General features: G+C 33.9%; 24 protein-coding genes. 16 read left to right on the forward strand and 8 right to left on the reverse strand.

All coding sequences use genetic code 11. The annotated features are described in order from the left end of the window. The first annotated feature begins 2 nt into the window (after nucleotides 1–2). The 6 genes from NNL09_RS21040 (at nucleotide 3) to NNL09_RS21065 (ending at nucleotide 5129) form a co-directional block, all read left to right on the forward strand. Complete coding sequence (locus NNL09_RS21040) at nucleotides 3–1079, forward strand: type I restriction endonuclease (protein ID WP_196910011.1); 1077 nt, start codon at nucleotides 3–5, stop codon at nucleotides 1077–1079. Further along, a complete protein-coding gene (locus NNL09_RS21045) occupies nucleotides 1076–1471 on the forward strand; it encodes a hypothetical protein (RefSeq protein ID WP_196910010.1) in 396 nt (131 codons plus the stop codon). The genes NNL09_RS21040 and NNL09_RS21045 overlap by 4 nt, the downstream gene beginning before the upstream one ends. Before the next feature lie 242 nt (nucleotides 1472–1713). Then, nucleotides 1714–2217 carry a thermonuclease family protein gene (locus tag NNL09_RS21050; RefSeq protein ID WP_231389102.1) on the forward strand — a complete coding sequence of 168 codons (504 nt, stop codon included), beginning with the start codon at nucleotides 1714–1716 and terminating at the stop codon, nucleotides 2215–2217. Nucleotides 2218–2245: 28 nt separating this feature from the next. Further along, complete coding sequence (locus tag NNL09_RS21055) at nucleotides 2246–2539, forward strand: hypothetical protein (RefSeq protein WP_196910008.1); 294 nt, start codon at nucleotides 2246–2248, stop codon at nucleotides 2537–2539. A gap of 275 nt (nucleotides 2540–2814) precedes the next feature. Next, nucleotides 2815–4146 (forward strand): hypothetical protein, encoded by a 1332-nt coding sequence (locus NNL09_RS21060; RefSeq protein WP_196910007.1) that lies wholly within the window; start codon nucleotides 2815–2817, stop codon nucleotides 4144–4146. 17 nt (nucleotides 4147–4163) lie between these two features. Further along, a complete protein-coding gene (locus tag NNL09_RS21065) occupies nucleotides 4164–5129 on the forward strand; it encodes a matrixin family metalloprotease (protein ID WP_196910006.1) in 966 nt (321 codons plus the stop codon). 210 nt (nucleotides 5130–5339) lie between these two features. On the opposite strand, the gene NNL09_RS21070 is transcribed toward NNL09_RS21065, so the two are convergent. Next, on the reverse strand, nucleotides 5340–5519 hold the full coding sequence (locus tag NNL09_RS21070) for a hypothetical protein (RefSeq protein WP_109853329.1): 180 nt from the start codon (nucleotides 5517–5519) through the stop codon (nucleotides 5340–5342). 285 nt (nucleotides 5520–5804) lie between these two features. On the opposite strand from NNL09_RS21070, the gene NNL09_RS21075 reads away from it, so the two are divergent. Further along, on the forward strand, nucleotides 5805–6488 hold the full coding sequence (locus NNL09_RS21075) for a sterol desaturase family protein (RefSeq protein ID WP_196910005.1): 684 nt from the start codon (nucleotides 5805–5807) through the stop codon (nucleotides 6486–6488). A gap of 45 nt (nucleotides 6489–6533) precedes the next feature. Here NNL09_RS21075 and NNL09_RS21080 read toward each other — a convergent pair whose 3' ends face one another. Continuing rightward, the gene (locus NNL09_RS21080) at nucleotides 6534–6983 is read right to left on the reverse strand and encodes a hypothetical protein (protein ID WP_025665629.1); all 450 of its coding nucleotides are present in this window, start codon (nucleotides 6981–6983) and stop codon (nucleotides 6534–6536) included. 671 nt (nucleotides 6984–7654) lie between these two features. Between NNL09_RS21080 and NNL09_RS21085 the strand changes: the two genes are divergently transcribed. Next, complete coding sequence (locus NNL09_RS21085; RefSeq protein WP_196910004.1) at nucleotides 7655–8161, forward strand: hypothetical protein; 507 nt, start codon at nucleotides 7655–7657, stop codon at nucleotides 8159–8161. A gap of 89 nt (nucleotides 8162–8250) precedes the next feature. Here the strand turns inward: NNL09_RS21085 and NNL09_RS21090 are convergent, their stop codons facing one another. Together NNL09_RS21090 and NNL09_RS21095 are read right to left on the reverse strand one after the other, a co-directional pair. Then, nucleotides 8251–8922, reverse strand: coding sequence for a DUF2293 domain-containing protein (locus NNL09_RS21090; protein WP_196910003.1), 672 nt, complete (start codon nucleotides 8920–8922; stop codon nucleotides 8251–8253). Nucleotides 8923–9021: 99 nt separating this feature from the next. Beyond that, nucleotides 9022–9261, reverse strand: coding sequence for an HTH domain-containing protein (locus NNL09_RS21095; RefSeq protein ID WP_196910002.1), 240 nt, complete (start codon nucleotides 9259–9261; stop codon nucleotides 9022–9024). 574 nt (nucleotides 9262–9835) lie between these two features. On the opposite strand from NNL09_RS21095, the gene NNL09_RS21100 reads away from it, so the two are divergent. From NNL09_RS21100 to NNL09_RS21120, 5 genes are all read left to right on the forward strand, one after another. Beyond that, nucleotides 9836–10279, forward strand: a complete 444-nt coding sequence (locus NNL09_RS21100) for a GNAT family N-acetyltransferase (RefSeq protein ID WP_152538313.1) — start codon at nucleotides 9836–9838, stop codon at nucleotides 10277–10279. 132 nt (nucleotides 10280–10411) lie between these two features. After that, on the forward strand, nucleotides 10412–12238 hold the full coding sequence (locus NNL09_RS21105; RefSeq protein WP_196910001.1) for a serine hydrolase: 1827 nt from the start codon (nucleotides 10412–10414) through the stop codon (nucleotides 12236–12238). A 240-nt stretch (nucleotides 12239–12478) separates the two neighbouring features. Continuing rightward, nucleotides 12479–13477 carry an NAD(P)-dependent alcohol dehydrogenase gene (locus tag NNL09_RS21110; protein WP_231389101.1) on the forward strand — a complete coding sequence of 333 codons (999 nt, stop codon included), beginning with the start codon at nucleotides 12479–12481 and terminating at the stop codon, nucleotides 13475–13477. 15 nt (nucleotides 13478–13492) lie between these two features. Beyond that, nucleotides 13493–14005 carry a DinB family protein gene (locus NNL09_RS21115; RefSeq protein WP_196910000.1) on the forward strand — a complete coding sequence of 171 codons (513 nt, stop codon included), beginning with the start codon at nucleotides 13493–13495 and terminating at the stop codon, nucleotides 14003–14005. Between the two features lie 15 nt (nucleotides 14006–14020). Next, nucleotides 14021–14656 (forward strand): hypothetical protein, encoded by a 636-nt coding sequence (locus NNL09_RS21120; protein WP_231389100.1) that lies wholly within the window; start codon nucleotides 14021–14023, stop codon nucleotides 14654–14656. A 350-nt stretch (nucleotides 14657–15006) separates the two neighbouring features. Here the strand turns inward: NNL09_RS21120 and NNL09_RS21125 are convergent, their stop codons facing one another. From NNL09_RS21125 to NNL09_RS21135, 3 genes are read right to left on the reverse strand one after another with little or no spacing between them, the layout of a single operon-like run. After that, nucleotides 15007–15357, reverse strand: coding sequence for a hypothetical protein (locus tag NNL09_RS21125; RefSeq protein ID WP_152538312.1), 351 nt, complete (start codon nucleotides 15355–15357; stop codon nucleotides 15007–15009). A 22-nt stretch (nucleotides 15358–15379) separates the two neighbouring features. Next, nucleotides 15380–15976: a 2OG-Fe(II) oxygenase gene (locus NNL09_RS21130; protein ID WP_196909999.1), complete on the reverse strand. Its 597-nt coding sequence runs from the start codon at nucleotides 15974–15976 to the stop codon at nucleotides 15380–15382. Then, nucleotides 15957–16859: a GlcNAc-transferase family protein gene (locus NNL09_RS21135; RefSeq protein WP_196909998.1), complete on the reverse strand. Its 903-nt coding sequence runs from the start codon at nucleotides 16857–16859 to the stop codon at nucleotides 15957–15959. Before NNL09_RS21135 ends, NNL09_RS21130 begins: the two co-directional genes overlap by 20 nt. 333 nt (nucleotides 16860–17192) lie before the next feature. Between NNL09_RS21135 and NNL09_RS21140 the strand changes: the two genes are divergently transcribed. From NNL09_RS21140 to NNL09_RS21150, 3 genes are all read left to right on the forward strand, one after another. Next, the gene (locus tag NNL09_RS21140; RefSeq protein ID WP_196909997.1) at nucleotides 17193–17753 is read left to right on the forward strand and encodes a Crp/Fnr family transcriptional regulator; all 561 of its coding nucleotides are present in this window, start codon (nucleotides 17193–17195) and stop codon (nucleotides 17751–17753) included. Nucleotides 17754–17846: 93 nt separating this feature from the next. After that, complete coding sequence (locus NNL09_RS21145) at nucleotides 17847–18989, forward strand: AraC family transcriptional regulator (protein ID WP_196909996.1); 1143 nt, start codon at nucleotides 17847–17849, stop codon at nucleotides 18987–18989. Between the two features lie 148 nt (nucleotides 18990–19137). Beyond that, entirely contained in the window at nucleotides 19138–21522 is a 2385-nt protein-coding gene (locus tag NNL09_RS21150) for a TonB-dependent receptor domain-containing protein (RefSeq protein WP_196909995.1), read from the forward strand. On the opposite strand, the gene NNL09_RS21155 is transcribed toward NNL09_RS21150, so the two are convergent. Then, on the reverse strand, nucleotides 21519–21971 hold the full coding sequence (locus NNL09_RS21155; RefSeq protein ID WP_196909994.1) for an Lrp/AsnC family transcriptional regulator: 453 nt from the start codon (nucleotides 21969–21971) through the stop codon (nucleotides 21519–21521). The two genes, NNL09_RS21150 and NNL09_RS21155, sit on opposite strands and share 4 nt — an antisense overlap. Nucleotides 21972–21977: the final 6 nt, after the last annotated feature.

Raw genomic sequence — 21977 nt, forward strand, 5'->3', positions numbered from 1 at the left:
CTATGGAACTAAACAACCAACTTAAAGCCCTTGCCGATAAGATCGAGCAATTAAAAGATAAAATAGAAAACGAAGAATCTACCAAACATGCTTTTGTATTACCCTTTATTAATCTACTGGGATATGATAGCTTTAATCCTACAGAAGTGGTTCCCGAGTTTACAGCAGATCTGGGTCTAAAAAAAGGAGAGAAAGTAGATTATGCTATTTTTCAAAATGATCATCCAGTTATGATCATAGAATGTAAAAATTGGAGAGAAGACCTTAATGTGCATAACTCTCAATTAGCACGATATTTTCATGTTACTCATACCCGATTTGCATTATTAACCAATGGGATTGAATATCGATTTTATACTGATCTCGATGAGGCTAATATTATGGATGAAAAACCATTTCTCGAATTTGATATCACGCACCTTAAAGAAAGTACCATTAGTGAGATTGCCAAGTTTCATAAATCTAATTTTGATATCAATAAAATTGTTGATAATGCCAGTTCTTTAAAATATACTAAAGAAATTAGAAAGCTTATTAATGCAGAATTACAAACACCTTCATATGATTTTATACGATTATTTGCTAATCGTGTATATTCTGGTAGGTTGACTGAGCGTGTTATGGAAGAATTTACAGAATTGGTACAAAAAGCTTTTAACCAAACAATTAGTGAACGAGTAAGTGATCGTCTAAACTCTGCGCTTAGTCAGGAAGTAGAAAAGCAACAAGAAGAAGTATTAGAACATGAAGAAGAAGTTAGCAAAATAATCACCACAGAAGAAGAACTAGAAGGATATCGAATTGTAAAAGCTATTCTTCGTCGAAAAATATCAATAAATAGAATTGTACATAGAGATACACAATCTTATTTCGGAATTCTATTGGATGATAATAACAGAAAACCTATTTGCAGACTTCATCTGGATGGTAACAAAAAGTATATCAGTCTTTTTGGTCAAAATAAAGATATTCAAAGAGAGCAGATACATGCCGTAGATGATATCTATAATTTTGAAGAACAATTACTACAAACTATAGATCATTACGAACAGGAAATTATTAAAACTCCAATACCATGAAAAGAATAACAACAGCAATAGTTTTGCTTCTTCTCTTCTCCTACCAATGTCATTCGCAAAGTGTAGAAGCATCGTTATACTTAAGAGAAGAACTGATAAAACAACGAGACGATTTATTACAACAGGTACGTGAAATACAAGCACGGATTGATGCAATAGACTTAAAATTGGGTAACGCCACAACATCAAATACTGAAAAGAAATACCTTACAAAAGCAGTTAATTATAATGCACAGACGAATTATTCTAATTCTTTAGAAAATACCACCACCAGGCAGAGACAATATAGAACAAAAACAAAAAGAACCTATTACCGGGGGCCAAGAGGTGGATGTTACTATATTAATTCTAATGGTAATAAAACATACGTAGCCAGAAGTATGTGTAATTAAATAAACACCAAATATCTAATTTAACCCGATGTGCATTTAGGAAAATTATTACGGAAAAAGCGTCAATTCGAGTGTTTTGTCGTAATGGAATGGAGACAAAATGTATCGTGAATAGCTTTTTAAACTAAAATCCTATTCACGATATACTTCTCCTAAAGTCGAATCACTCCTTTAGACTTGCATAATTATAGTTAAGAAATATCTAAATGCACAACAAGTTTAATTTATTAAAAATAAAGTTAATGAAACTTACTTACTTTAAATATCTATGTATTTTAGTACTATGCCTATCATTTTCTTCTGTAGAAAAACTCCCTCAAGAGTTTTTTGCTAAAGTTATTGGCGTAAAAGATGGGGATACTATAGAAGTCTTATATAATAAAGAACCCATCATCATCAGGCTGGCACATATTGATTGTCCCGAGAAAAAACAACCTTTTGGTCAAAAAGCAAAGCAATTTGTTTCTGATTTCTGCTTTGATAAAGAAGTAAAGATTATTACTAAAGGAAAATTTGATCGGTATAGAAGACTTATTGCTGTAGTACAGTATAAAAACAAAATACTTAATAAACAGCTGGTTGCAAATGGATATGCCCTACATTTTAAAAAATACTCCAAAGACACTACCTACAATATACTAGAAAAAGAGGCTCGTTTCTATAAAAAAGGAATGTGGTCTCAAAAAGAACTTATAGAACCCTGGCTTTTCCGTAAAAGAAAAGTCTCAAAAAAAGCACATCAATAATTATATATGAATATTCAACTAGACCACCATGAAAACAATACTATTCATCACAGCAATGCTTCTCTCCTGCTCTATATACAGCCAGGAAGAAAAAGAAAATGAAGAGAAAAATCAAGAAAACACTCGAGAAAACCCAAAAATAGTATATATCTGTAATAGTATGAGTAGCAAGCGCTATCATTATAAAAAAGATTGTACGGGGTTAAGAAATTGTAAAGACTCTATTGTAAAAATCTCTATCATAACAGCAAAAGATAGATACGCTAGGACAATATGCGGCTATGAAACACACAGAGAAAGTTCTTCTAGCAGGGATAATTGAATTAATGGTACTTCTATAATTGAATCAAATGTAAGATTGGAGGAATTATAACTCTTGACTCTTCATTAAGTTACATACTCGTTACAGAAAACCCCATTCTCAACAACCTTATATACGTAACCTATTTTTAAATTTATATAGTTCTCCTGTATTAAAAGCAGTAACTAGTTCCTTACAATAAAGTATCGGTTAAAAACCAACAAAATACCTACTAATGGGTATTCCCTCCCATAGCTACCCCTGTTACTTTTGAATACACTAAAAACCAACACCTTATGTATATCAAAACGAACACACTTTATTTTTTATGGGGAGTACTCATATGTTTCTTTTCATTTCATGTTTCTGCCCAAGAGGTTTTAGAAATCAAATATGAGGATAACAATAAATCTTTATCCAAAATATCTACTAAGGATTTACATCCAGATGAAACCTATTTTATAAACATAACCGGGATAAATACCGCTTATATGGATATAACCATAAATGCAACACCAAAAGAACTGGTATCTCCTATCCCAGAACCTTTAAAAACTATTTTACCTGGCATAACCGAAAGTATTAGTATTGGTAATGCTTTTCAAATTTTAAGCGGTATTGATACTACTTCAAAAACAAAAGTAAATGCTTATGAAAAAATCTTTGAACAGGTAGAATTACATAAAAAGAAACTCAATGATTTAAGAGTAGAAACCAAAATTCTTTATGATCTAGTACAAGAACACAAATCTAATTCTGAAATAGTTACAAATAAAATCAGAAGTATTTTAAAGTCCTGGAGCAATGAAAATGCTTCATTAAGTCTTCCAGGCGATAAACTACAACTTAAAGAAAATATCTTAGCAAGTATAAATTACATTAAATCAGCTAATATTTTTTTTAATAATTACTTAGCTGGAGCTAAAAAAGCAACAACCTTGTTGGAAAATAATTTTATTCAACATAAAACAAAGATAGAGGCAATTGCAAGTCAATATAATACAGAAGAATTCCTTCGTTATTGGAAATTGATTGTTAAAGCCAATAGCTATACAAATCATAAAAAATCAAATCAATCTTATACTTCTGATAAGGATGTGTTAGAGGCCAAAGTAACTATAGTAAACTGGTTTACTAAAGATACTCTGGTTCAAAAAACTTTAGACTTTTATAACAAAGGAAACAAATTAAAACTTGGGTTTTCTTCAGGGTTTATTTTTAATAATATCATTGAGGATACATACTTTTTAAAGGCACGTGATACGATATCTAATTCTATAATTAGAGAAAATCAAGACAATGCAGATATTACTATTGGGGCTTTGGCACATCTACATTATCAGTTCTCGAGTTTCACCAGTGCCGGGATAAGCTTAGGATTGGGGATATCTCCTCTTGATGGAGAAACACGATATCTTATGGGAGGTAGTATTTTATTAGGAAAGAAAAAACAAGTTGTAATTAGTGCTGGAGCAGCTATGTCAAGAATTAGTGTTCTGTCTGGAGCTGTATCTGAAGACGATCAGGGACTATATATACCCATAGGGCAAGAAATCCCAACTTTCAAAAAAACACAATGGGGATATTTTATTGGCCTTACCTATAATATTTTGAGGACTAAAAAGTAATTAAATACAATAAACCAATGAAAACAATCTATAAAATAAGTCTGGTACTATGTTGTTTATATTATATCAGCTGTAAAAATGAACAAAAAGTAGAACATACGAATGAGACGGTGGAAGTAATAGAATCTTTTGACTATTATACCAATGAAGAATTTGATATAAAAGACTTTGTGACCACAACTCAGGTAGATGCCACAACCTTAGGTGAATTATCTGAAGATACAGATCCTTTTGAAAAATTTATGCAAAGATTTAATTCAGTTGACATCGATGGATTTACTTATTACGTTGTAGAAGGTGATCTATTACTAGATGAAGATCAACTATTAGAATATTTTTATGTGAGAGAACACATTTCTGAGACTCTAAAACAATCCAATCAACTATTATCAAACAAATTAGTAGGTGAAGTAAGAAATGGACAATTAGTTCGAATACAAAACCCTACCAATATAAAGTATACCATTATAAAAAGTTCTTTTGACAATGAAGAAAATTATAACAAGATTGTAACATATATGAAGGAAGCAACTCAATCCTGGAGTAATGTATGTAATCTTAAATTCTTTCACAAAGTAGAAATGGATGGTACATTAAGGCCAACAGATAATCCGGAAGAAGTGGATTTTGTAGTGCGCGAATATCCTGCTGGAGGAGCTTTTATTGCTAAAGCCTTTTTTCCATACTACAGCAAAAGAAGAAAAAAAATTCTATTGGACCCATCGTTTTATAACTCGGGATTTAGTCCAATTGGAGTATTGAGACACGAACTGGGCCATACCATTGGTCTTAGGCATGAACATATTAGATCTGGAGCTCCTGCCGATTGTCCATCTGAGAGTTTAGAAAATACTGTGAACCTCAGTGATTATGATCCACAATCTGTAATGCACTATTTTTGCGGAGGTGTTGGAAGCAGAGAGCTCTTAATTACAGAAAAAGATAGTATCGGAATTCAATTCTTATACGGACCTTCCACATAAAATAGCATAACAAAAAACACTCCCGATAGTTGCGTCCAACTATCGGGAGTGTCTTCCTCTTTACATCATGTGCAGAGGATGTATTGCTTGTTTTTAATATGTTTCAATTACCCTTCGCCACTTCGACAGCACTTCGACAGGCTCAGTGTAAACAAGCTCAGTGTAAACAAGCTCAGTGTGGCAACTTAGGGTTCGGTAAATATAAAGATACTAATGCCTAAACGAAGTAAGATGTAGTTTTACCTCTTTTAAGGTATCCTGAGTGATCATATACTCCTGTCCCATCAAGTTAATTTTGCACTCACCATCTATTTCGCAAATAGCCGAAATATGACTGGGATTGATATAATGTGTAATTCCCTGCTTATCTTTGATTTCCATAAATTCCATAATCGATATTGTTTTTATTTATATTCCTGATTTTTGATAAAAATACAACACACCTGGTTTCAGAATAATGATTCCTGTCATTTTTTGATAATAAAATTGTTTGGTTGTTTATCCCTTCGGCTAAGCTCAGGGTTCGGGATTTGTTGCTTTATTCGTATTGTGGGCTGAGGTGTCATACTGAGCCTGTCGAAGTACACTCGAAGCCGAAGTCCTAGGTTACTCAACAAATATTTCTAAGTCAATCAAAATTCCACTAAATTTGTACATCAACTACAAGTATTACTATTGCAAACTATAGATCATCTTAGCCAATTACATAATCCCTTCTATTTTTGGGGACTACTGCTTATCGCAAATATAGCGATGTTCTTATGCACCATCCTGATTAGCTATTTATGGTCTTCTTTTTATAGCCATCAAAAGTTACCCATCGAAAAGAAAGACATTACCTTATCTATTGTAATTATGATGATTAATGTACTTGTTGCAATTCCCGGATATCTGCTCTTTATCAACTCCAACATTACGTTTACCGATACTAACCTTATACGGGATTTTATACTACTCTTTGTGGTTGTTGATTTTGTAATGTATGTATTTCATTATGCTTCTCACTATGTATGGCCATTTACATTAGCACATGAAAAACATCATGAACACTACAGTTTTAACGAGATTAGCCTCTATGTGATGCATCCTCTTGAAGCTATTCTTTTTGGTTGTATACTAACCCTGCTTCCATTGGTAATCTCTCTTAATTTCTATAGCTTTATTTTCTTTCTATTCTTTAATTGGTTGATCGGAGTTTTATCGCATCTAAATACATCTTCGAACAAACGAGTTTTACTATTTGGTAATAATGTTTTTCATAGAAACCATCACGAATACTCCAAATACAATTTTGGATTTTATACCGTGATCTGGGATAGGATTTTTGGCACCTACTATTATAGTGCAAAGCGTGACTAATTTATCAATTTTTGTATTCCTTCAATAAGAAAAGAAAGCATATGCTTATGCGCTTTTCTCATTTTCAGGATCTATTTCTGTATTTTGAGCAAGTTCTTTTGCCCAAGCAATGGCATCTTCAAGATTATTGAAGCTCTGGAAACTATTTCTCATAAAGAGTTTTTCTATCAAAGAATTAAAAATTCCTCTCGAAGTATAGCTTACTACAGCATACCCTCTTAGATTATAACCATTTCTAAAAAACTTAACCCAATCACTAGGTTTTACAGAATATAAGTTCACGCGGTTGGATATATATACAATATCTTCACCATTATTATCATACAGGTGAGCAAACTCTTCGGTTATGGGTTTGGCATGGTCCTCCCATGTAAATAGCACTCCTTCATTAATCTCTGCAACTACAAAAGTATCAAACAGGTAATAATTACCGCTAGAAAAATTAAATTCGTGTATCGCGTCCTTGTAGAAAGGAGAATCCTTTATATATCCCATATTATGTATACATATTTCCTAAACCCCCATAAAAAGTAATATTAAATAAGCCGTTGTGCTAGTTGTGTATCTGGATATTTTTTAACCAAAACCCTTATTATCTATAATAAAGATGGAAGGCTCGATAGGTGTACAGAACTTATCGAAATACCTGAATTGACAGATTTTTGGTTAATACACAACTGCTATAATATAGTAATTAATCTATAATCTAAAAAGCAACATATCTGTTTCCTCCTTTATTTATAATCATTTTAAGCTTTTTATCTTCTTCTGAAAAATCCAGAAGTAAATGTACAATAGGTGTATAAACACAACTTTATATGGTGCTACCGTAGGTGATCGAGTGTTTAATTTAAAGAATTTATCACGGCTCTGTCTCAAAGTAGTTCATTCCATAATCCGGCAATTGATATGCTTCGATAATAGAGCGATTGTGTCGCTCTTTGCATAAACTCTAGGTGTCAGGTAAATTATGATGTATAGTCAATAGTATAAATGTTTTCTTCAAAATACAGTGCGTTATTTACTTGTTAATTTATCATTATAAATAGGTGAAATTTCCCCGAAGTATGAATTGGTTTCTTTACATATTCTTAAAATACAAACCGAATAGTATCAGGTAGATAATTAGTTATTTAGTAGAAGTATTAACCAATAAATAATATAAAATGAAATTACACTCAAAAATCTTATCAAGTTTATTAGTATTCCTGGTATTATTTACCTCTTGTGAAACGAATACTGAACAACCAGAAATTGTTAAGACTAATCCATATCTGGAATTAGTGGGTACTGTAGAGCATCGTCAGGCAACTAAAGAGGAATTAAGTAAACTTGTTCCTACTCAAGCTAAGGCTAATTGTACACTTCACGGAGATGAAGGATGTAGCGAAGATGCTTCATCTGAGTTCGAACGTTATGTAAAAGAATGTACTACGTATCCTCGTATATGGCCACCAACAGGAGCCGTTTCTACACACTACAAAAGTATGATCTATTATGTTGACGGTGACGGAGATATCAATTTGGATCACTATCAAGACGATCTACAGGCACACGTAAATCAATTAACCAGTTCTACCGGAGCTGCTTTTATTAGTGCCGACATTGTATTTTGGACATGTAATGAAAGAGAAAGCAATTCTTGTGTAATAGCTTACACAGTATACAGATAGAGAATTCATAGTATCGATAGTAAAGAAGCAGGCTTCTAAGTGAAGTCTGCTTTTTTATTTGTCCTATAGTCATGTCTCACTTTTGAACATTACTTTTTCCAGTGTTTTAATACCTGATTGATATCTGATCGTACTTCTTTTCGGATTTCTTTTTTACGTTTCCCTTTACCAAACTGATCGTCATAATTAGTTTCGGCATGTCGTATATGAGCTTCTACTGCAAGATCAATCATTTTATCATCAAACTCCTTAGCATTGGCTGTACGTCCCACTCTACCACTATATTTCTCGCATGCGTGTTTTGCTATATCAAACTCTCTCTTTGCCGGACAATTAGGATATCGTCTTCTAATAGCGATGGCGAAATTAATAATATATTCTTTGTCTTGTTGTTCTCGTACTATAGCTGCTTTTCTATTTTTTTCTGCACGAATATCCTGATCTTTATGACATTCTATTTTTGCTTTCTCTATTGCGATTTCTTCCACCAACTGTCCTTGTCGCTCATAGCGTTTTCGACGCTGATTCCATGCCCATACTACTCCGCACAAGGTAGAATATTTCTTAGATCTACGAGTCATTGCGGCATCTCCTGGCGGCAACAATACATACCCGCCAAACGGAGAACAACTAAAACAGGTGCCTTTGTGTTTCTCGCTTTCTGCTACAAATGATTTCCCGACAAGAATGCGTTTACCGCATTGTATACATCGAAGTTTTTCTTTCTTCGTTAAAAATATATTCTGAGAGGTTGTAGCCAAATATCAATTGTTTTAAAAGAAGGCGAAAATACATTTTTTAGTATTGAATTCGTCTCAAAAACATCACCTTTTCCTTATGTATACTCATTATGATTATTTTTATCTTCTGATATAAAATCCAAAATTAAATCCTACCGCCTCTGTATAAACATAACTTTGAATAACTGTATCATACTCGATCGGAGCGTTTAATGCTCTCATAAGTTTTATCATTCGATAGAGTTTGGTTCTTGAAATCCCTAATCGTTGTGCAAATTTTTCTGGTGATCCGGTGGCTTGTAAACGAATAAGCTGATCCATTCGTTCTATGATTTTGATATGTTTGATCATACAATCCATATACGTTTCTCTTTATGTGTTATACCAAATAACAATCCTTTCCCTTTCTGTAACAGTGAGATTGTTATACTAAACTATGTTGTCGTGATATGATTACTTACTCATGTCCTATATATGCACAGTATTGAGAAAAAATATTGATGAATTGTACTACTGTAGTGTGTTGAATTTTTCATGGTGAGTTGTTTTAACCCGGATTATGCAGTAGAACTTCGTTATGAGACTTGAAAGTACCATAAAATATGACAATTTTCTTAGTTTTTGCATAGCATCGCTATGGTTAAACTGAAAAATGTAGTGCAACGGTATATTTTGAAGCAGTTTCAAAGCGTAATAGATTTTCTACTGCATAATCCGGGTTTAAGTTATACTTAAAAATATCACGTAACTTATGGTAATAAAATCATAAATGAGGGAACTCCCCTTTTTGATGAGGGAACTCATTTTTGGTCTATACGTATTATATCATAAGTAACAAGAAACACCTGCAATGTTAAGTTTTTGATTTGTAGGAAAAAAACAAGTATCTGTACTCAAAAAAATAGTACATTGGTAGAAAACATATATTGTCAACATGGTAGAACACATAGCACTAAAACTGGCTACCGAAGCTGATCTCTCTGCAATGGTGCAGGTGGGAGATGCCTTGTTTGATTACCCCATAAAAACAAATCGGGCCAAAGAATTTTTAAAGGATCCAAGACACCACATGGTACTAGCCTATGATGGCGCACAAATTGTAGGAATGGCCTCGGGGTTTCATTATGTTCACCCCGATAAAGACCCTGTATTCTTTATCGATGAAGTCTCTGTACTGGATGAATATCATAATAGAGGCATCGGACGCAAAGTGACCAGGTATTTATGTGAATATGCAAAACAATTTGACTGTGAAGAAGCCTGGCTGGCAACAGAACATTCTAATATAGCTGCAAGAAAAGCATATGCCGCTGCAGGGGGAATAGAAGACAAAGACCCTATTGTACTTATTAATTTTGAGCTAAAAAAAGATAAATAACATTCCCTATTCACTCTAAGTCTTGTTTTAAGGAAATGTATGATTATCATACCAACTACCTATACTATTTTTACTAACTTTATCCGAATCAAATAGAATCATCAATCAAACCACACAACAATCAAAATCATCATGAAAAAACTCATATTTCTTTTTCCTGTTCTTTCTTTTTTTATTTCTTGTTCTACTACTCCGGAAGCGGTCGTTGCACCAGATCATGTAAAACTGGTAGAAACCAATCTTAGTCATCCCGTATATATCAAGGGAGATTCTACATGGACCATAGAAGAACGTATGAAACATTACGGGGTTCCGGGAGTAAGCATTGCTATTATTAAAGATTATAAGATCGATTGGATAAAAAGCTATGGTATCACAGACAAGGAAACAAAATCTCCTGTCACCGATCAAACGCTTTTTCAGGCCGGATCTATTAGTAAACCCGTAGCAGCATATGGGGCATTAACACTTGTAGAACAAGGTAAAATTGATCTCGACAAAGATGTAAATACTTATTTACAGTCCTGGAAATTACCAGACAGTGAATTTACCAAAGAAAAGAAAGTTGCTCTTAAGCACCTTCTTAATCATTCGGGAGGATTAACCGTACATGGTTTTTTAGGATACAGTCCTGATTTGCCCGTACCCACACTAGTACAGGTGTTAAATGGAGAATCCCCGGCCAATTCTGGGGCTATCTTTGTAGATAAAACTCCAGAAAAGAGTTTTCGCTACTCAGGAGGAGGATATACAGTGATGCAACAAATGATGATCGATGTTGCTCAAAAGTCATTTCCACAGCTTATGAATGATTTGGTGTTGCAACCCTTACAAATGAGTAATAGTACATATGATCAACCTTTACAAAGTGAACAATTAAAAATGGCTGCAACCGGTTACCTACCTGATGGTTCTATGACCAAAGGGAAACGACATACCTATCCAGAAATGGCTGCAGCAGGATTATGGACTACCGCAGAAGACCTGGCTAAATTTGCAGTTAATATACAACAGACATTAAAAGGAGAAAGCAAAGCTGCATTATCCCAGGATATGACTACCAAAATGCTAACTCCATTTGTAGAAGATTTTAGTGGATTAGGCATCTTTATAAACAAAATGGAAGACGAAATTTATTTTGGCCACGGGGGTTGGGACGAAGGGTTTTCTAGTGAAATGATAGCGCATAAAGATAAAGGATACGGAGTAGTCGTATTAACCAACTCTAATCATCCTGATTTTATTTCAGAATTGATTCGATCGGTAGCACTTTCCTATTCGTGGGATGGTTTTGTACCAACATATGAAAAAATGGAAATGACCACTACTCAGCTTGAGGAAATTAGTGGTCGATATCGTTTAGGAAATAACAACCTCATCAATATATACCACACTAACAATCAGCTATTCAAAAAAGATATGGGTGCAGAACCGGTAGCTTTATTTAAGGTATCTGATAGCACGTATATCAGTAGAGAAAATAACCAACCTATTCAGTTTACAACCAATGCAGAAAGTGGGCAACTGAATATGTTACTCATACATCCTATGAAAAAAACAGTTGAATCTACTTTGGTATTGATGAAAGAAGATGAAAAAATTCCTTTTGAGTTTCTTGAAGAAGGTAATTTTGAAGAAGGTCTGAAAGCGTATCAGGAAATAATGAAAACCAATGCAGATGATCCTGCGGTTTCAGAAAATAATCTAAACCGATTAGGATATCGTTTTATGGGTGCCGAAAAATTAAAATTAGCACAAGATATATTTAAAGTTAATATGCTACTCTATCCAGAAAGTTTTAATGTATATGACAGTTATGCTGAAGCCTGTATGAAGATCGGAGAACTGGACCTGGCCATTGAGAACTACAAAAAATCGTATAGCCTCAATGAGAAAAATACGAATGCCTTAAACATGATCGAGGAAATAGAGCAGAAAAAACAAAATCAAGTCGAATAAAGATTTTGATTATCTACCTATTACAACACTATTCTTGAACTAGTGATGGGTGCAATCATAAACATGCTACACTGAGTTGTCACACTGAGCTTGTTTACACTGAGCCCTTCGATAAACTCAGGGCAGGCCTGTCGAAGTGTCGAAGCAGTATCGAAAACTAACCGATTCCTCTGGGCATTGTAACAATACCCAGAGGTAATCGTCCTATACATACACACCAATCCTAAATCATAAATACGTATGAGGTATAGTATAGAAAGGGATACTCAAATGAAAGCTCTGATGTATCACAAATATGGTACGTCTGATGTACTTACCTTTAAAGAAATCCCTGTACCTATTCCCAAAGAAAATGAAGTACTGGTCAAAATTCGTGCAACTGCCATCAACTCATCAGATTGGGAACTCCTGAGGGGAAAACCTTTCTTTGCCCGTATCTGGGGACTTCTAAAACCGAAGTATCACATTCTTGGTTCTGATATTGCCGGACAAGTTGTTAGTATTGGTAAAGGCGTTAGTAAATTTAGGCCTGGTGATGCAGTGTTTGCAGATATATTCGAACAGTGGGGAGGTTTTGCAGAGTATGTATGTGTTCACGAAGATCTATTATTGTTAAAACCAGAGCATATTACATTTGAAGAAGCATCAGCCATACCGCAAGCAGGTGTTGTCGCCCTACAAGGACTTCGTTACAATGGAGAGATTAAACCCGGACAACAAGTTTTGATCAATGGTGCTGGCGGTGGTGCAGGTACATTTGCGATACAAATCGCCAAATCATTGGGCGCCGAAGTAACTGGTGTAGACAGCGCCAGAAAACTAGACTTGATGAGATCAATCGGTGCAGATCACGTTATTGATTATACCAAAGAAGATTTTACTAAAAATAAACAACAATACGACTTGATTTTTGATATTGTGGGACGTCGTTCGATTTTTGACTTTAAGCGTATTTTAAAACCTAAAGGAGCCTACGTTATGGCAGGTGGTTCTATGCGTAGACTTTTACAGGTTCTCTTTTGCGGTCCTCTGATCTCAAAAACTACGAGTAAGAAAATGGGACTCCTGATGCATAAACAGAATAAAGAAGATATCGGTCATATGCTGAAACTACGTGATGCCAGAAAAGTAGTACCGGTTATTGATAGATGTTATCCACTATCCCAGGGCATAGCAGCATTTCAGTATTTTGGAGAAGGACTTGTTCTGGGAAAAACAATTATCACGTCTGAAGCTTAAATTAAAAGAATATATATGAAACGAGAAAAATGGTTTGATAGAAAGTTTGATTTTTCTTTTGAAGAAAATATTTTCCCCTTACTACTCAAAAGATTAGAAGGCGCTCCTTCTGTTCTTGCAAATACGATCGATTCTCTTACAAAAGAACAATTAATCCATAAAAGAAACAGAAAATGGTCGATACAGGAAAACATTGGTCACCTGATCGATTTAGAACCCATCTGGCAAGGAAGACTTAATGATATTACAACCGACAAAATAGAATTGAGGCCTGCCGATCTGCAAAACCAAAAAACAGATTTTGCCCAGCACAATCTAAGAGACAGTAATGATTTACTTAAAGAATTCTTGGCTATTCGTACAATAACTGTAAACCAACTTCATCAACTTACCGAAAAGGAAATCTATAAACATGCATTGCACCCCAGGTTAAAAACACCAATGCGAACTATGGACCTGTTTCTTTTTGTTGCAGAGCACGATGATCATCACATCGCTGCTATAGAGGAATTAAAAAAAGAATTCTAAGATTAAAAATAAGATATGAGTAGCATTAAAGAAAAGCTATGGTTACAGGTTTTTATCATTTATACCCGGTATATGATCGGTGGGGCATTTGTTTTTGCTAGCCTTATCAAAATCAAAGGAAAACGATTTACATCGGTAAGCGGAGCATCGGAGCCTATTGATACTGCCTGGCATTTTTTTGAAACCATGTATCAATCTGGGTTATATTGGAAATTTATTGGCATTGGCCAACTCATCGCAGGAGGTTTGCTCATGACCCAAAGATATGCTAAACTGGGAGCGCTACTTAATCTCCCTATAATCGCCAATGTATTTATAATTACCTTATCCTATTACTTTGCCTACACACCTGTGATTACAGGGTTAATGCTATTCGCAAATATGCTACTGATTATATGGGATTGGAATGCGCTAAAGGTTATAATCAACCTCCCCCCTATATTTGATAAAAAGAAAAGGTTTGAAAAAGATAAAATCTGGGAAATAACTGGGATCGCCTTATTCCTGTTCACTTTTATCTATAGATTACTAGTTGATGGTTATGACCCTTTCTTTTGGGCAGGAGTTTGTTTTCTGGTGGGTATAACAGGATTAATTATAGGCCTAAAAAGAAGACGAATGTATTATCCCAAAGAGAATACCTTGCAATAATACATTTTCTAAAATGAATTGATCAAACCGAGCCTTTCTGAAGGTTTGTTTACTTATTTTGATGGTTATATAGGTTTAGAAAAGCTCGGTCTGATACTAATAACCTGATTAATATTTCAAAGGGCATAAAAACTGTCAATTCGAGTGAATTTTACGATTAAAATGAGTGAAATTTGTATCGAGAATAGGTTTTTAGCATTGAAATGCTTGTTTTCGATACAAAATTCTTAACAGAATTTCACTCAAACTGACGCATTTCAGATTAATCAAACTCAGGTTAATACATAGCAAACCCGAATTATATATTAGAACTTCGTTATGAAGCTTTAATGCACAATCTGGGTTAAAGGTTACTTGAGTCGTTTTTTTATACTACTCATTTTCTTATTTAGTTTTAAAATTTCTTTCATAAGATGAACATTTTCAATTGCTCTGTAAGAATCTGGACCTGGAGGTGGCGGTGGATCTGGTACTCCTCCCGGTGGTAACCCTCCATCAGGTCCATAAAACTGAGGTTTAAATTTAACCAGGATATCAATTAGTAATTGTGGGTCTTTTTCAAGATCAATAATGGGTCCGTGCTTTTTTATTACATCCTTTATAATTTTCTCCTGGTTCTTTACAGAAACAATAAGGTTCTTGTCTCGTATATGAGATATTTTAGAACCTTCGGCTTTTAAGTTTTTGATTTTTTTTGTCATATGCGTTTCAATTTTAGAGTTTTTATCGTATTGCTTTTTGTCTTTCCCAGGTAACCAATGTTGTTTTTTTACCATTAATAATGGGTAAGCCTGCATGCAACATATTATAATTACAATTTCCGTCTGGCAGTAAATTATCCCAGACCAATAATCTTCCTTGTTTTGGTTTGACTTTGATATCTAAATTTTTGAAATGTGTCGCACCTCCTTTTTTAGGTGTATTGAGGTATAATAAATAGGTTTTCTTTCGTTCTCCTGCATAATGCTCTCCCCAGGCTCCACTATCATAGTGATAATCAAACTTACCATGTTTGGCATATTTTGTGGCTTGCCATTGCTCTAGCCTATTCGGTTCTACATCAAATAATGATGTAATATCTTCTTCTATTTTCTTTATCACTCCTATAAGTGTATCTGTAAACAATTCCTGATCTGCACTTTTACTAATCCGGGTGTTGCTAAGATGACTCTTATGTATCTTTGGATCTATTACCGTACTGCGTTTCCAGAAAGAATATTCGAGTTCTTCTAATATTTTGGCACACATCGATGCAGGTACAAAACCATCAATACATATGATTTTATCTTTTTCTAATATCTCAGCTACAGATTGCTTCATTTTCTATACCATTATCATACAACTTAAGATCAATATATTTTTCATACTCAATCACTTTCCTATCAGGGCCAAGTATAGTATTAGAAGTCATGTTTGTTGTATAGATTATTTTCATTTTATGATAAGATATCTCCTCCTGTTTATACCATGAGGTATGATCATCCCAATGTGGTGTTCTTGTTTCTCTATCATATAAATGCCATCCCAAAATAATATGAGGGTGAAACAAATCATATCCATACGTATATGCCCTAAGGCTGGTTAATACCTCGTCTCCAAAAAAGTAGATCTCTGGATCGAAATGAATTTCATTATTAAAGAAACCATCGGCAAACAAAAAGTGTAATGAGATAAATTGTGCAAGAAGTGGTTTCTTAATTTTTTTCCAATGAGGAATAGGATAACTTGTTAACTTCGTAAGGAGTCCTTTGTCTCGCTCTAAAGGATAGATTTTAAGCGGGTATTTCATTCTTCCATCGGGTTCATTTTCGGGATCATAAGAAGGAAGATATGCTGTGATAATTGGTTTTTTTATACCTTCATCTTTTAAGGCTTTAAACATTTTTATAGTTTCCTCGTCCCAGTTTTTCACAAACCTATGATGAGAATCAAGGTATAAGGTATAGGCTTCATTTTTCCATTGTTTCTGAAGTAAATTACGTGCCCAGTTACAACCTTTACTGTCTTTGTAGTGAATATCAAGAATTTCGACATTACCGTAGTCAAAAACTTCTTTTTTAAGTTGTTCTTTATTTCCATGTTGCCATGCAATTACGATTCTTAGTCTCTCGGGATGTTTAGCCATTTTATTAAGGTCAATCACTGTGTTAGACAGCTCTTTATCCCGGTATGCTGGTATTTGTATGTATATCTTTTCGAGCATTATTATGTTCTTTTTAGTTGCAAGTTGTATTGCTATACCTATTTGTACAACTAAATTTTTATCAAGATACAATGGGTTCGCCTCTCAAAAAAGGGGGATTTACCTATTAATAGTCAGTGATTTACCCTTTTTAGGTATGATTTAATGTGATGTAAGCTTTTAGAGGTTAAGGTAGTGATATACTCTTCTTACGATGAGTTAACCTACTTTTTCAGACCTGATCCAGAATCTATAATTGAATCAAAATATCTACTTAATCATACTACTTCTTTAGTATATTGCAAGTGCATCATTTTTTAACTCAAAAAGACGGTTCGTTTAGGCATTTTTCAAATGATTAGGATTAATCAAGAATTATTAGATTTCTTTTCACAACTATCAGAGTCTTCTGTAAGTACTATGGTAAAAGAGAAGAGATTTATTTCAAAAGAAAAGATTATTATTCAGGGAAAATATGTACCCTCTATATTCATTATAAAAAATGGCGTAGTAAAATGTTATGTAAACGAGGATAATGGCAGAGATTTTATTCAGGAGTTTTTTAGTACTGGTGAAATCCTTGGAGAATTAGAAGTCTTTAATGATATTATTAGTTTTTGTAATGCAGAAGCAATAACAGAAGTTACTGGATATGAGATTGATGCTAAAGATTTCTATACCCTATTAGAAAATCACCCAAAACTTAATTTACTACTTTTAAAAGCATTAGCCAATAAAGTAAGAGATACTGCAATTAGAGCCTCTCAACAACAATCATATCCTATTGCTTATAATCTTAAAAAATTAATGAAATTTTCTTCTGATGAAGCTATGGCTTTTTCTAAACAAGATATAGCCGATTATTTAGGAATAACACTACGCAGTCTTAATAGAGCACTACATGAGATATCTTAATATAGTTAGTATATTTGATGAAATTATGAGAATCCCGTATGGTTCTCAAAACCGATATATCATCAAAGGTAAACGCAAGAATTAAATTATTAAATGGATAACTACGCTATTCTTAGCATTATAAGCTTGATGATTGTTTTTATATCATCACTTTTTGCCATCTTCTTACTAACTGTAAAAACCAAAAACAAAACCGGTAATCGACTTATTGCTGCTTTTCTTATTCTTGTAGCCATCGATATCAGCTCTTTTTTCTACCATCGATTTATAGATATGCCTCTAACGCTAGAAATGATACGTATGGATCTTCCATCTTTTTCAAGTCCGGTGCTTTATCTTTTTGTCTTATCGGTTATCTATATAGATTTTAAGCTGAAACCAAAACATCTGTTACATGGCCTTCCATTTGTAATAAGCACTTTGATATTTACACCCAGATTTTATTTGGCAAGCCAAGAAGCCAAACTTTCTTTTATGAATAATTATTTGCTAACTCCAGAATCCATTTCCACTATGATTATTGGTCATATTCAGGTTATAGCATATATCATTGCCATTTTTGTTATCTTAAAAAAATCTAAGAAGATAATGCTGGAAAACTACTCTAATGCAACCACAGCAAAACATAAATGGTTGTTTCAGTTAAACGTTATTTCTAGTTTTATCTTTGTTGTTAGTACTTCAAAAACGATATTTAAGTTTTATAATGATGATTTCCAAACTGTAAATATTGCCAGAATTATTGTTGTGTTTCTGGTCCTATGCTTTATATGCTGGTTAATTTTAAAAGCATTGTATAATCCAGGTTTTTTTAGAGGAATTGATTCTAAATTACTTCCGGTAGAAAATATGATTACAAAGAATGAAACAGTAATCAATCTCCCAGGCGATAAAGTGATTCAGGATCAAATACAGCAATTAAAAACGTATATGATCGACCAAAAACCTTATCTGAATCCCACACTCACTATACAGAATTTGGCAGATGATCTACAACTCCCTGTTAGAGAAGTATCGATTCTGATCAATCATCATCTGGATCAGCACTTTTTTGATTTTGTAAATGAATATCGCATACAACACGCGATGGATATTTTAAAAGATCCTACTAAAAAACAAGTAACTGTTCTCGAAATCTTGTATGAAGTAGGTTTTAATTCTAAATCTTCTTTCAACACTTCTTTTAAAAAATACGCTAACGCCACTCCTACTCAATACAGGAAAAACAACTCATAATCAGAGTCTTGCAAAAAGTCGAACGTTTGCTTGTAAAAAGTCGAACTCATTTTTGGTGGTCAAAAGCGTTCGATTATTTTAATCGGTCGCACAGGTTGTATTCAAAAATGATATTTGCTTCATAATTAATCTTAAATATAAAATTGTGATGCGATCTATCTTTATTTCTTTATTGTTTTTACTTCCTTTCTTATGCTTTTCTCAACTAGAAATCAAAGGAAAAGTTATTAGTAAAACAGAAACCATAGCTTTTGCCAATGTTATTTTATCTACACCAGGATCTGATGGTACAGTAATTACAGGTGCAATTACTGACGAAAACGGAAACTTCACCCTAATGGCAAAAGAAGGAACTTATACACTGGCAATACGTTTTATGGGATATACCGAATGGCAACAAGATATTGTATTAAATAACACTGTGGATTTAGGTACTATTACCCTCGAAAGCAGTACTACCAGTCTTGACGAAGTGGTGATTACCAAAACCAAAAAAGTAATTGAACGTAAACCCGACCGTCTGGTGTTTAATGTAGAAAATAGTATTGCAGCCAGTGGCGGAGATGCTTTAGATGCCCTTAAGATAGCACCAGGGGTTACGGTTCAGAATAATACTTTGAGTATGATTGGTAGAGGTGCATCGCGTGTAATGGTAGACGGAAGGATATTGCAGTTATCTGGAGAAGAACTGATAGACTTTTTAAATGGTATAGCAGCAAGTGATATTAAGAAAATAGAAATCATTACGAACCCACCAGCCAAATATGAAGCTGCCGGAAATGGTGGACTTATTAATATTATTTACAAAAAAGGAGCACGTAACTCTTGGAAAAATACCACTACCCTGGCCTACAATCAGAATACATACAATTTTACTACGCTTCGTAACAACTTTTTCTACAACAAAAACAAACTACGATTTTCTGTAACTGCCAATGGTACTAAAGGAAATATAAGAGAAATCGAAGAAGTAGATGTGTATTACCCTAATGGTCCATGGGTGTTGGATATGGATAATAAAGCAAATAAAGACAATATATCAGGTCGTTTATCAATAGATTATGACATTACCGATAATATTATCGTAGGTGCACAATACCTGGGTAATCAAAATACTCCCGATAATACTGTACAATCAACTACTCAAATTTTTAATGCAACCAACCAACTGGATTCTATATTGGATAATACAGGTTTTTTTGATAGAAAGGTAAAAAGCCACCTGTATAACCTACATATGATTACTACATTAGATACCCTGGACAGAAAGATTTCTTTTGATATTGATTATTTTGATTATGATAATACTCTGAAACAAGACAATGTAGTAAATACGTTATTACCAAACGGTGAATTTGTTGGGATTAACTATGCCGCTATGAATCTATCAGATCAACGTATTGATAATTTTAGTGCAAAAATAGATGTCGAGCACCCTTTTCCTTCTGTTAATTTATCATATGGTGGTAAACTTAGTTTTATCAAAACCATAAATGGATTACAAAACTTTACAACAGAGACAGGTACTCCGGTTTTTGACCCTATATCTTCCAACCAATTTGAATACACAGAAAATATTCAGGCATTATATGTAAATGCTTCTAAGAAGATCAATGACAAATGGGAGTTTCAACTGGGGTTACGAGTAGAAAACACACTTACAGAAGGCTTCTCAGAAACCCTAAACCAAACCAATACAAACGAATACTTAAAGTTTTTTCCGACAGCCTATATATCGTATCAAAAAAATGATAATAACATATTTTCGCTTAATTACGGAAGACGTATTAACCGACCAGGTTTTAGAAATTTAAATCCATTCAGGATATATGTTAATAGCAATAGTTTCTCTGAAGGAAATCCATTTTTACAACCTTCATTTACAGACACTTTCGAATTTAACCATACCTACAACAATACATTAACTACCAATGCTTTCCTTAATATTACCACTGATGGTTTTGGTACTATTTTTACAGCAGATCAGGAGACCGAAGTACAGGCAGTGATACGCGAAAACTATTATAAAAGTTATAATTGGGGAATTGGTGAAACCTTCTCATTTAGCACACTACCCTGGTGGAAAAGCCAGAACCAGGTATATGTTCTTGGATACAAAACTGTCATTGATGACGCGATAAACGCTAATGCCGAGGATGGGTTTCAGCTTCATCTATCTACGAACAATACTTTTACATTAAGTAAAACCACCAAATTGCAGCTTAACTTTGTATATAATTCTCCGCATAAAACAAACTTGTTTGACATTAGTGAAACCTACAATCTTAATTTAGCACTAAAACAAAGCATGTTTAAGGATAAACTACAGCTTTCAGTATTGGTAAATGATATATTAGATACATCGAGTTATAGTAGATTAGCTTCTGTAGTAAATGGTATAGAAACAGTATATGCCCAAAATTATAGCCCTCGATTTGCCAGAATATCACTATCCTACACATTTGGAAATAATAAGATAAAAGGTAAGCAAAGAGGTTTTGGAAATGATGAGGAAAGAAATAGAAGTAACTAATAAGCACATCTTCCTATCGCACCATTTTTCATCAGCTCATTCAAAATCAATAATGTTGTTGGATCTCCATGTTGCGCTAAACGATTGATGACTTCTTCAAGATGTTTACTGTTCTTTACATGAAACTTCATAATTAAACAGTCTTTACCGGTGACTCTGGTGCATTCTACCATTTCAGGATACGCATCCGCATCCAGTGCATCGGTAAACGACTGAAAATTGATTCTATTTACACTCATCATAATGAATGCAGAAAGAGACCATCCTAGTTTAGCAGGGTTTACCTGTGTCGTATATCCTGTGATCACTTCTGTATCTTCTAAACGTTGTACACGCTCTGCCACTGCAGATGGAGAAAGCCCCACTACTCTACCTATGTGTGCAAATGGCAAACGTGCATTTTCCTGTAAGAGCTCTAAAATCTTCCAGTCTAAATCGTCTTTCACCATAATCGT

Source organism: Aquimarina sp. EL_43, from assembly GCF_943422735.1.
In the GTDB taxonomy this organism is placed as follows: domain Bacteria; phylum Bacteroidota; class Bacteroidia; order Flavobacteriales; family Flavobacteriaceae; genus Aquimarina; species Aquimarina megaterium.

Excerpts from the sequence above, each read along its gene's own strand:
- NNL09_RS21040 (WP_196910011.1), top strand. The coding sequence starts at position 3 with ATGGAACTAAACAACCAACTTAAAGCCCTTGCCGATAAGATCGAGCAA.
- NNL09_RS21045 (WP_196910010.1), top strand. The coding sequence starts at position 1,076 with ATGAAAAGAATAACAACAGCAATAGTTTTGCTTCTTCTCTTCTCCTAC.
- NNL09_RS21050 (WP_231389102.1), top strand. The coding sequence starts at position 1,714 with ATGAAACTTACTTACTTTAAATATCTATGTATTTTAGTACTATGCCTA.
- NNL09_RS21055 (WP_196910008.1), top strand. The coding sequence starts at position 2,246 with ATGAAAACAATACTATTCATCACAGCAATGCTTCTCTCCTGCTCTATA.
- NNL09_RS21060 (WP_196910007.1), top strand. The coding sequence starts at position 2,815 with ATGTATATCAAAACGAACACACTTTATTTTTTATGGGGAGTACTCATA.
- NNL09_RS21065 (WP_196910006.1), top strand. The coding sequence starts at position 4,164 with ATGAAAACAATCTATAAAATAAGTCTGGTACTATGTTGTTTATATTAT.
- NNL09_RS21070 (WP_109853329.1), bottom strand. The coding sequence starts at position 5,519 with ATGGAATTTATGGAAATCAAAGATAAGCAGGGAATTACACATTATATC.
- NNL09_RS21080 (WP_025665629.1), bottom strand. The coding sequence starts at position 6,983 with ATGGGATATATAAAGGATTCTCCTTTCTACAAGGACGCGATACACGAA.
- NNL09_RS21085 (WP_196910004.1), top strand. The coding sequence starts at position 7,655 with ATGAAATTACACTCAAAAATCTTATCAAGTTTATTAGTATTCCTGGTA.
- NNL09_RS21095 (WP_196910002.1), bottom strand. The coding sequence starts at position 9,261 with ATGGATTGTATGATCAAACATATCAAAATCATAGAACGAATGGATCAG.
- NNL09_RS21100 (WP_152538313.1), top strand. The coding sequence starts at position 9,836 with ATGGTAGAACACATAGCACTAAAACTGGCTACCGAAGCTGATCTCTCT.
- NNL09_RS21105 (WP_196910001.1), top strand. The coding sequence starts at position 10,412 with ATGAAAAAACTCATATTTCTTTTTCCTGTTCTTTCTTTTTTTATTTCT.
- NNL09_RS21110 (WP_231389101.1), top strand. The coding sequence starts at position 12,479 with ATGAGGTATAGTATAGAAAGGGATACTCAAATGAAAGCTCTGATGTAT.
- NNL09_RS21115 (WP_196910000.1), top strand. The coding sequence starts at position 13,493 with ATGAAACGAGAAAAATGGTTTGATAGAAAGTTTGATTTTTCTTTTGAA.
- NNL09_RS21120 (WP_231389100.1), top strand. The coding sequence starts at position 14,021 with ATGAGTAGCATTAAAGAAAAGCTATGGTTACAGGTTTTTATCATTTAT.
- NNL09_RS21125 (WP_152538312.1), bottom strand. The coding sequence starts at position 15,357 with ATGACAAAAAAAATCAAAAACTTAAAAGCCGAAGGTTCTAAAATATCT.
- NNL09_RS21130 (WP_196909999.1), bottom strand. The coding sequence starts at position 15,976 with ATGAAGCAATCTGTAGCTGAGATATTAGAAAAAGATAAAATCATATGT.
- NNL09_RS21135 (WP_196909998.1), bottom strand. The coding sequence starts at position 16,859 with ATGCTCGAAAAGATATACATACAAATACCAGCATACCGGGATAAAGAG.
- NNL09_RS21140 (WP_196909997.1), top strand. The coding sequence starts at position 17,193 with ATGATTAGGATTAATCAAGAATTATTAGATTTCTTTTCACAACTATCA.
- NNL09_RS21145 (WP_196909996.1), top strand. The coding sequence starts at position 17,847 with ATGGATAACTACGCTATTCTTAGCATTATAAGCTTGATGATTGTTTTT.
- NNL09_RS21150 (WP_196909995.1), top strand. The coding sequence starts at position 19,138 with ATGCGATCTATCTTTATTTCTTTATTGTTTTTACTTCCTTTCTTATGC.
- NNL09_RS21155 (WP_196909994.1), bottom strand. The coding sequence starts at position 21,971 with ATGGTGAAAGACGATTTAGACTGGAAGATTTTAGAGCTCTTACAGGAA.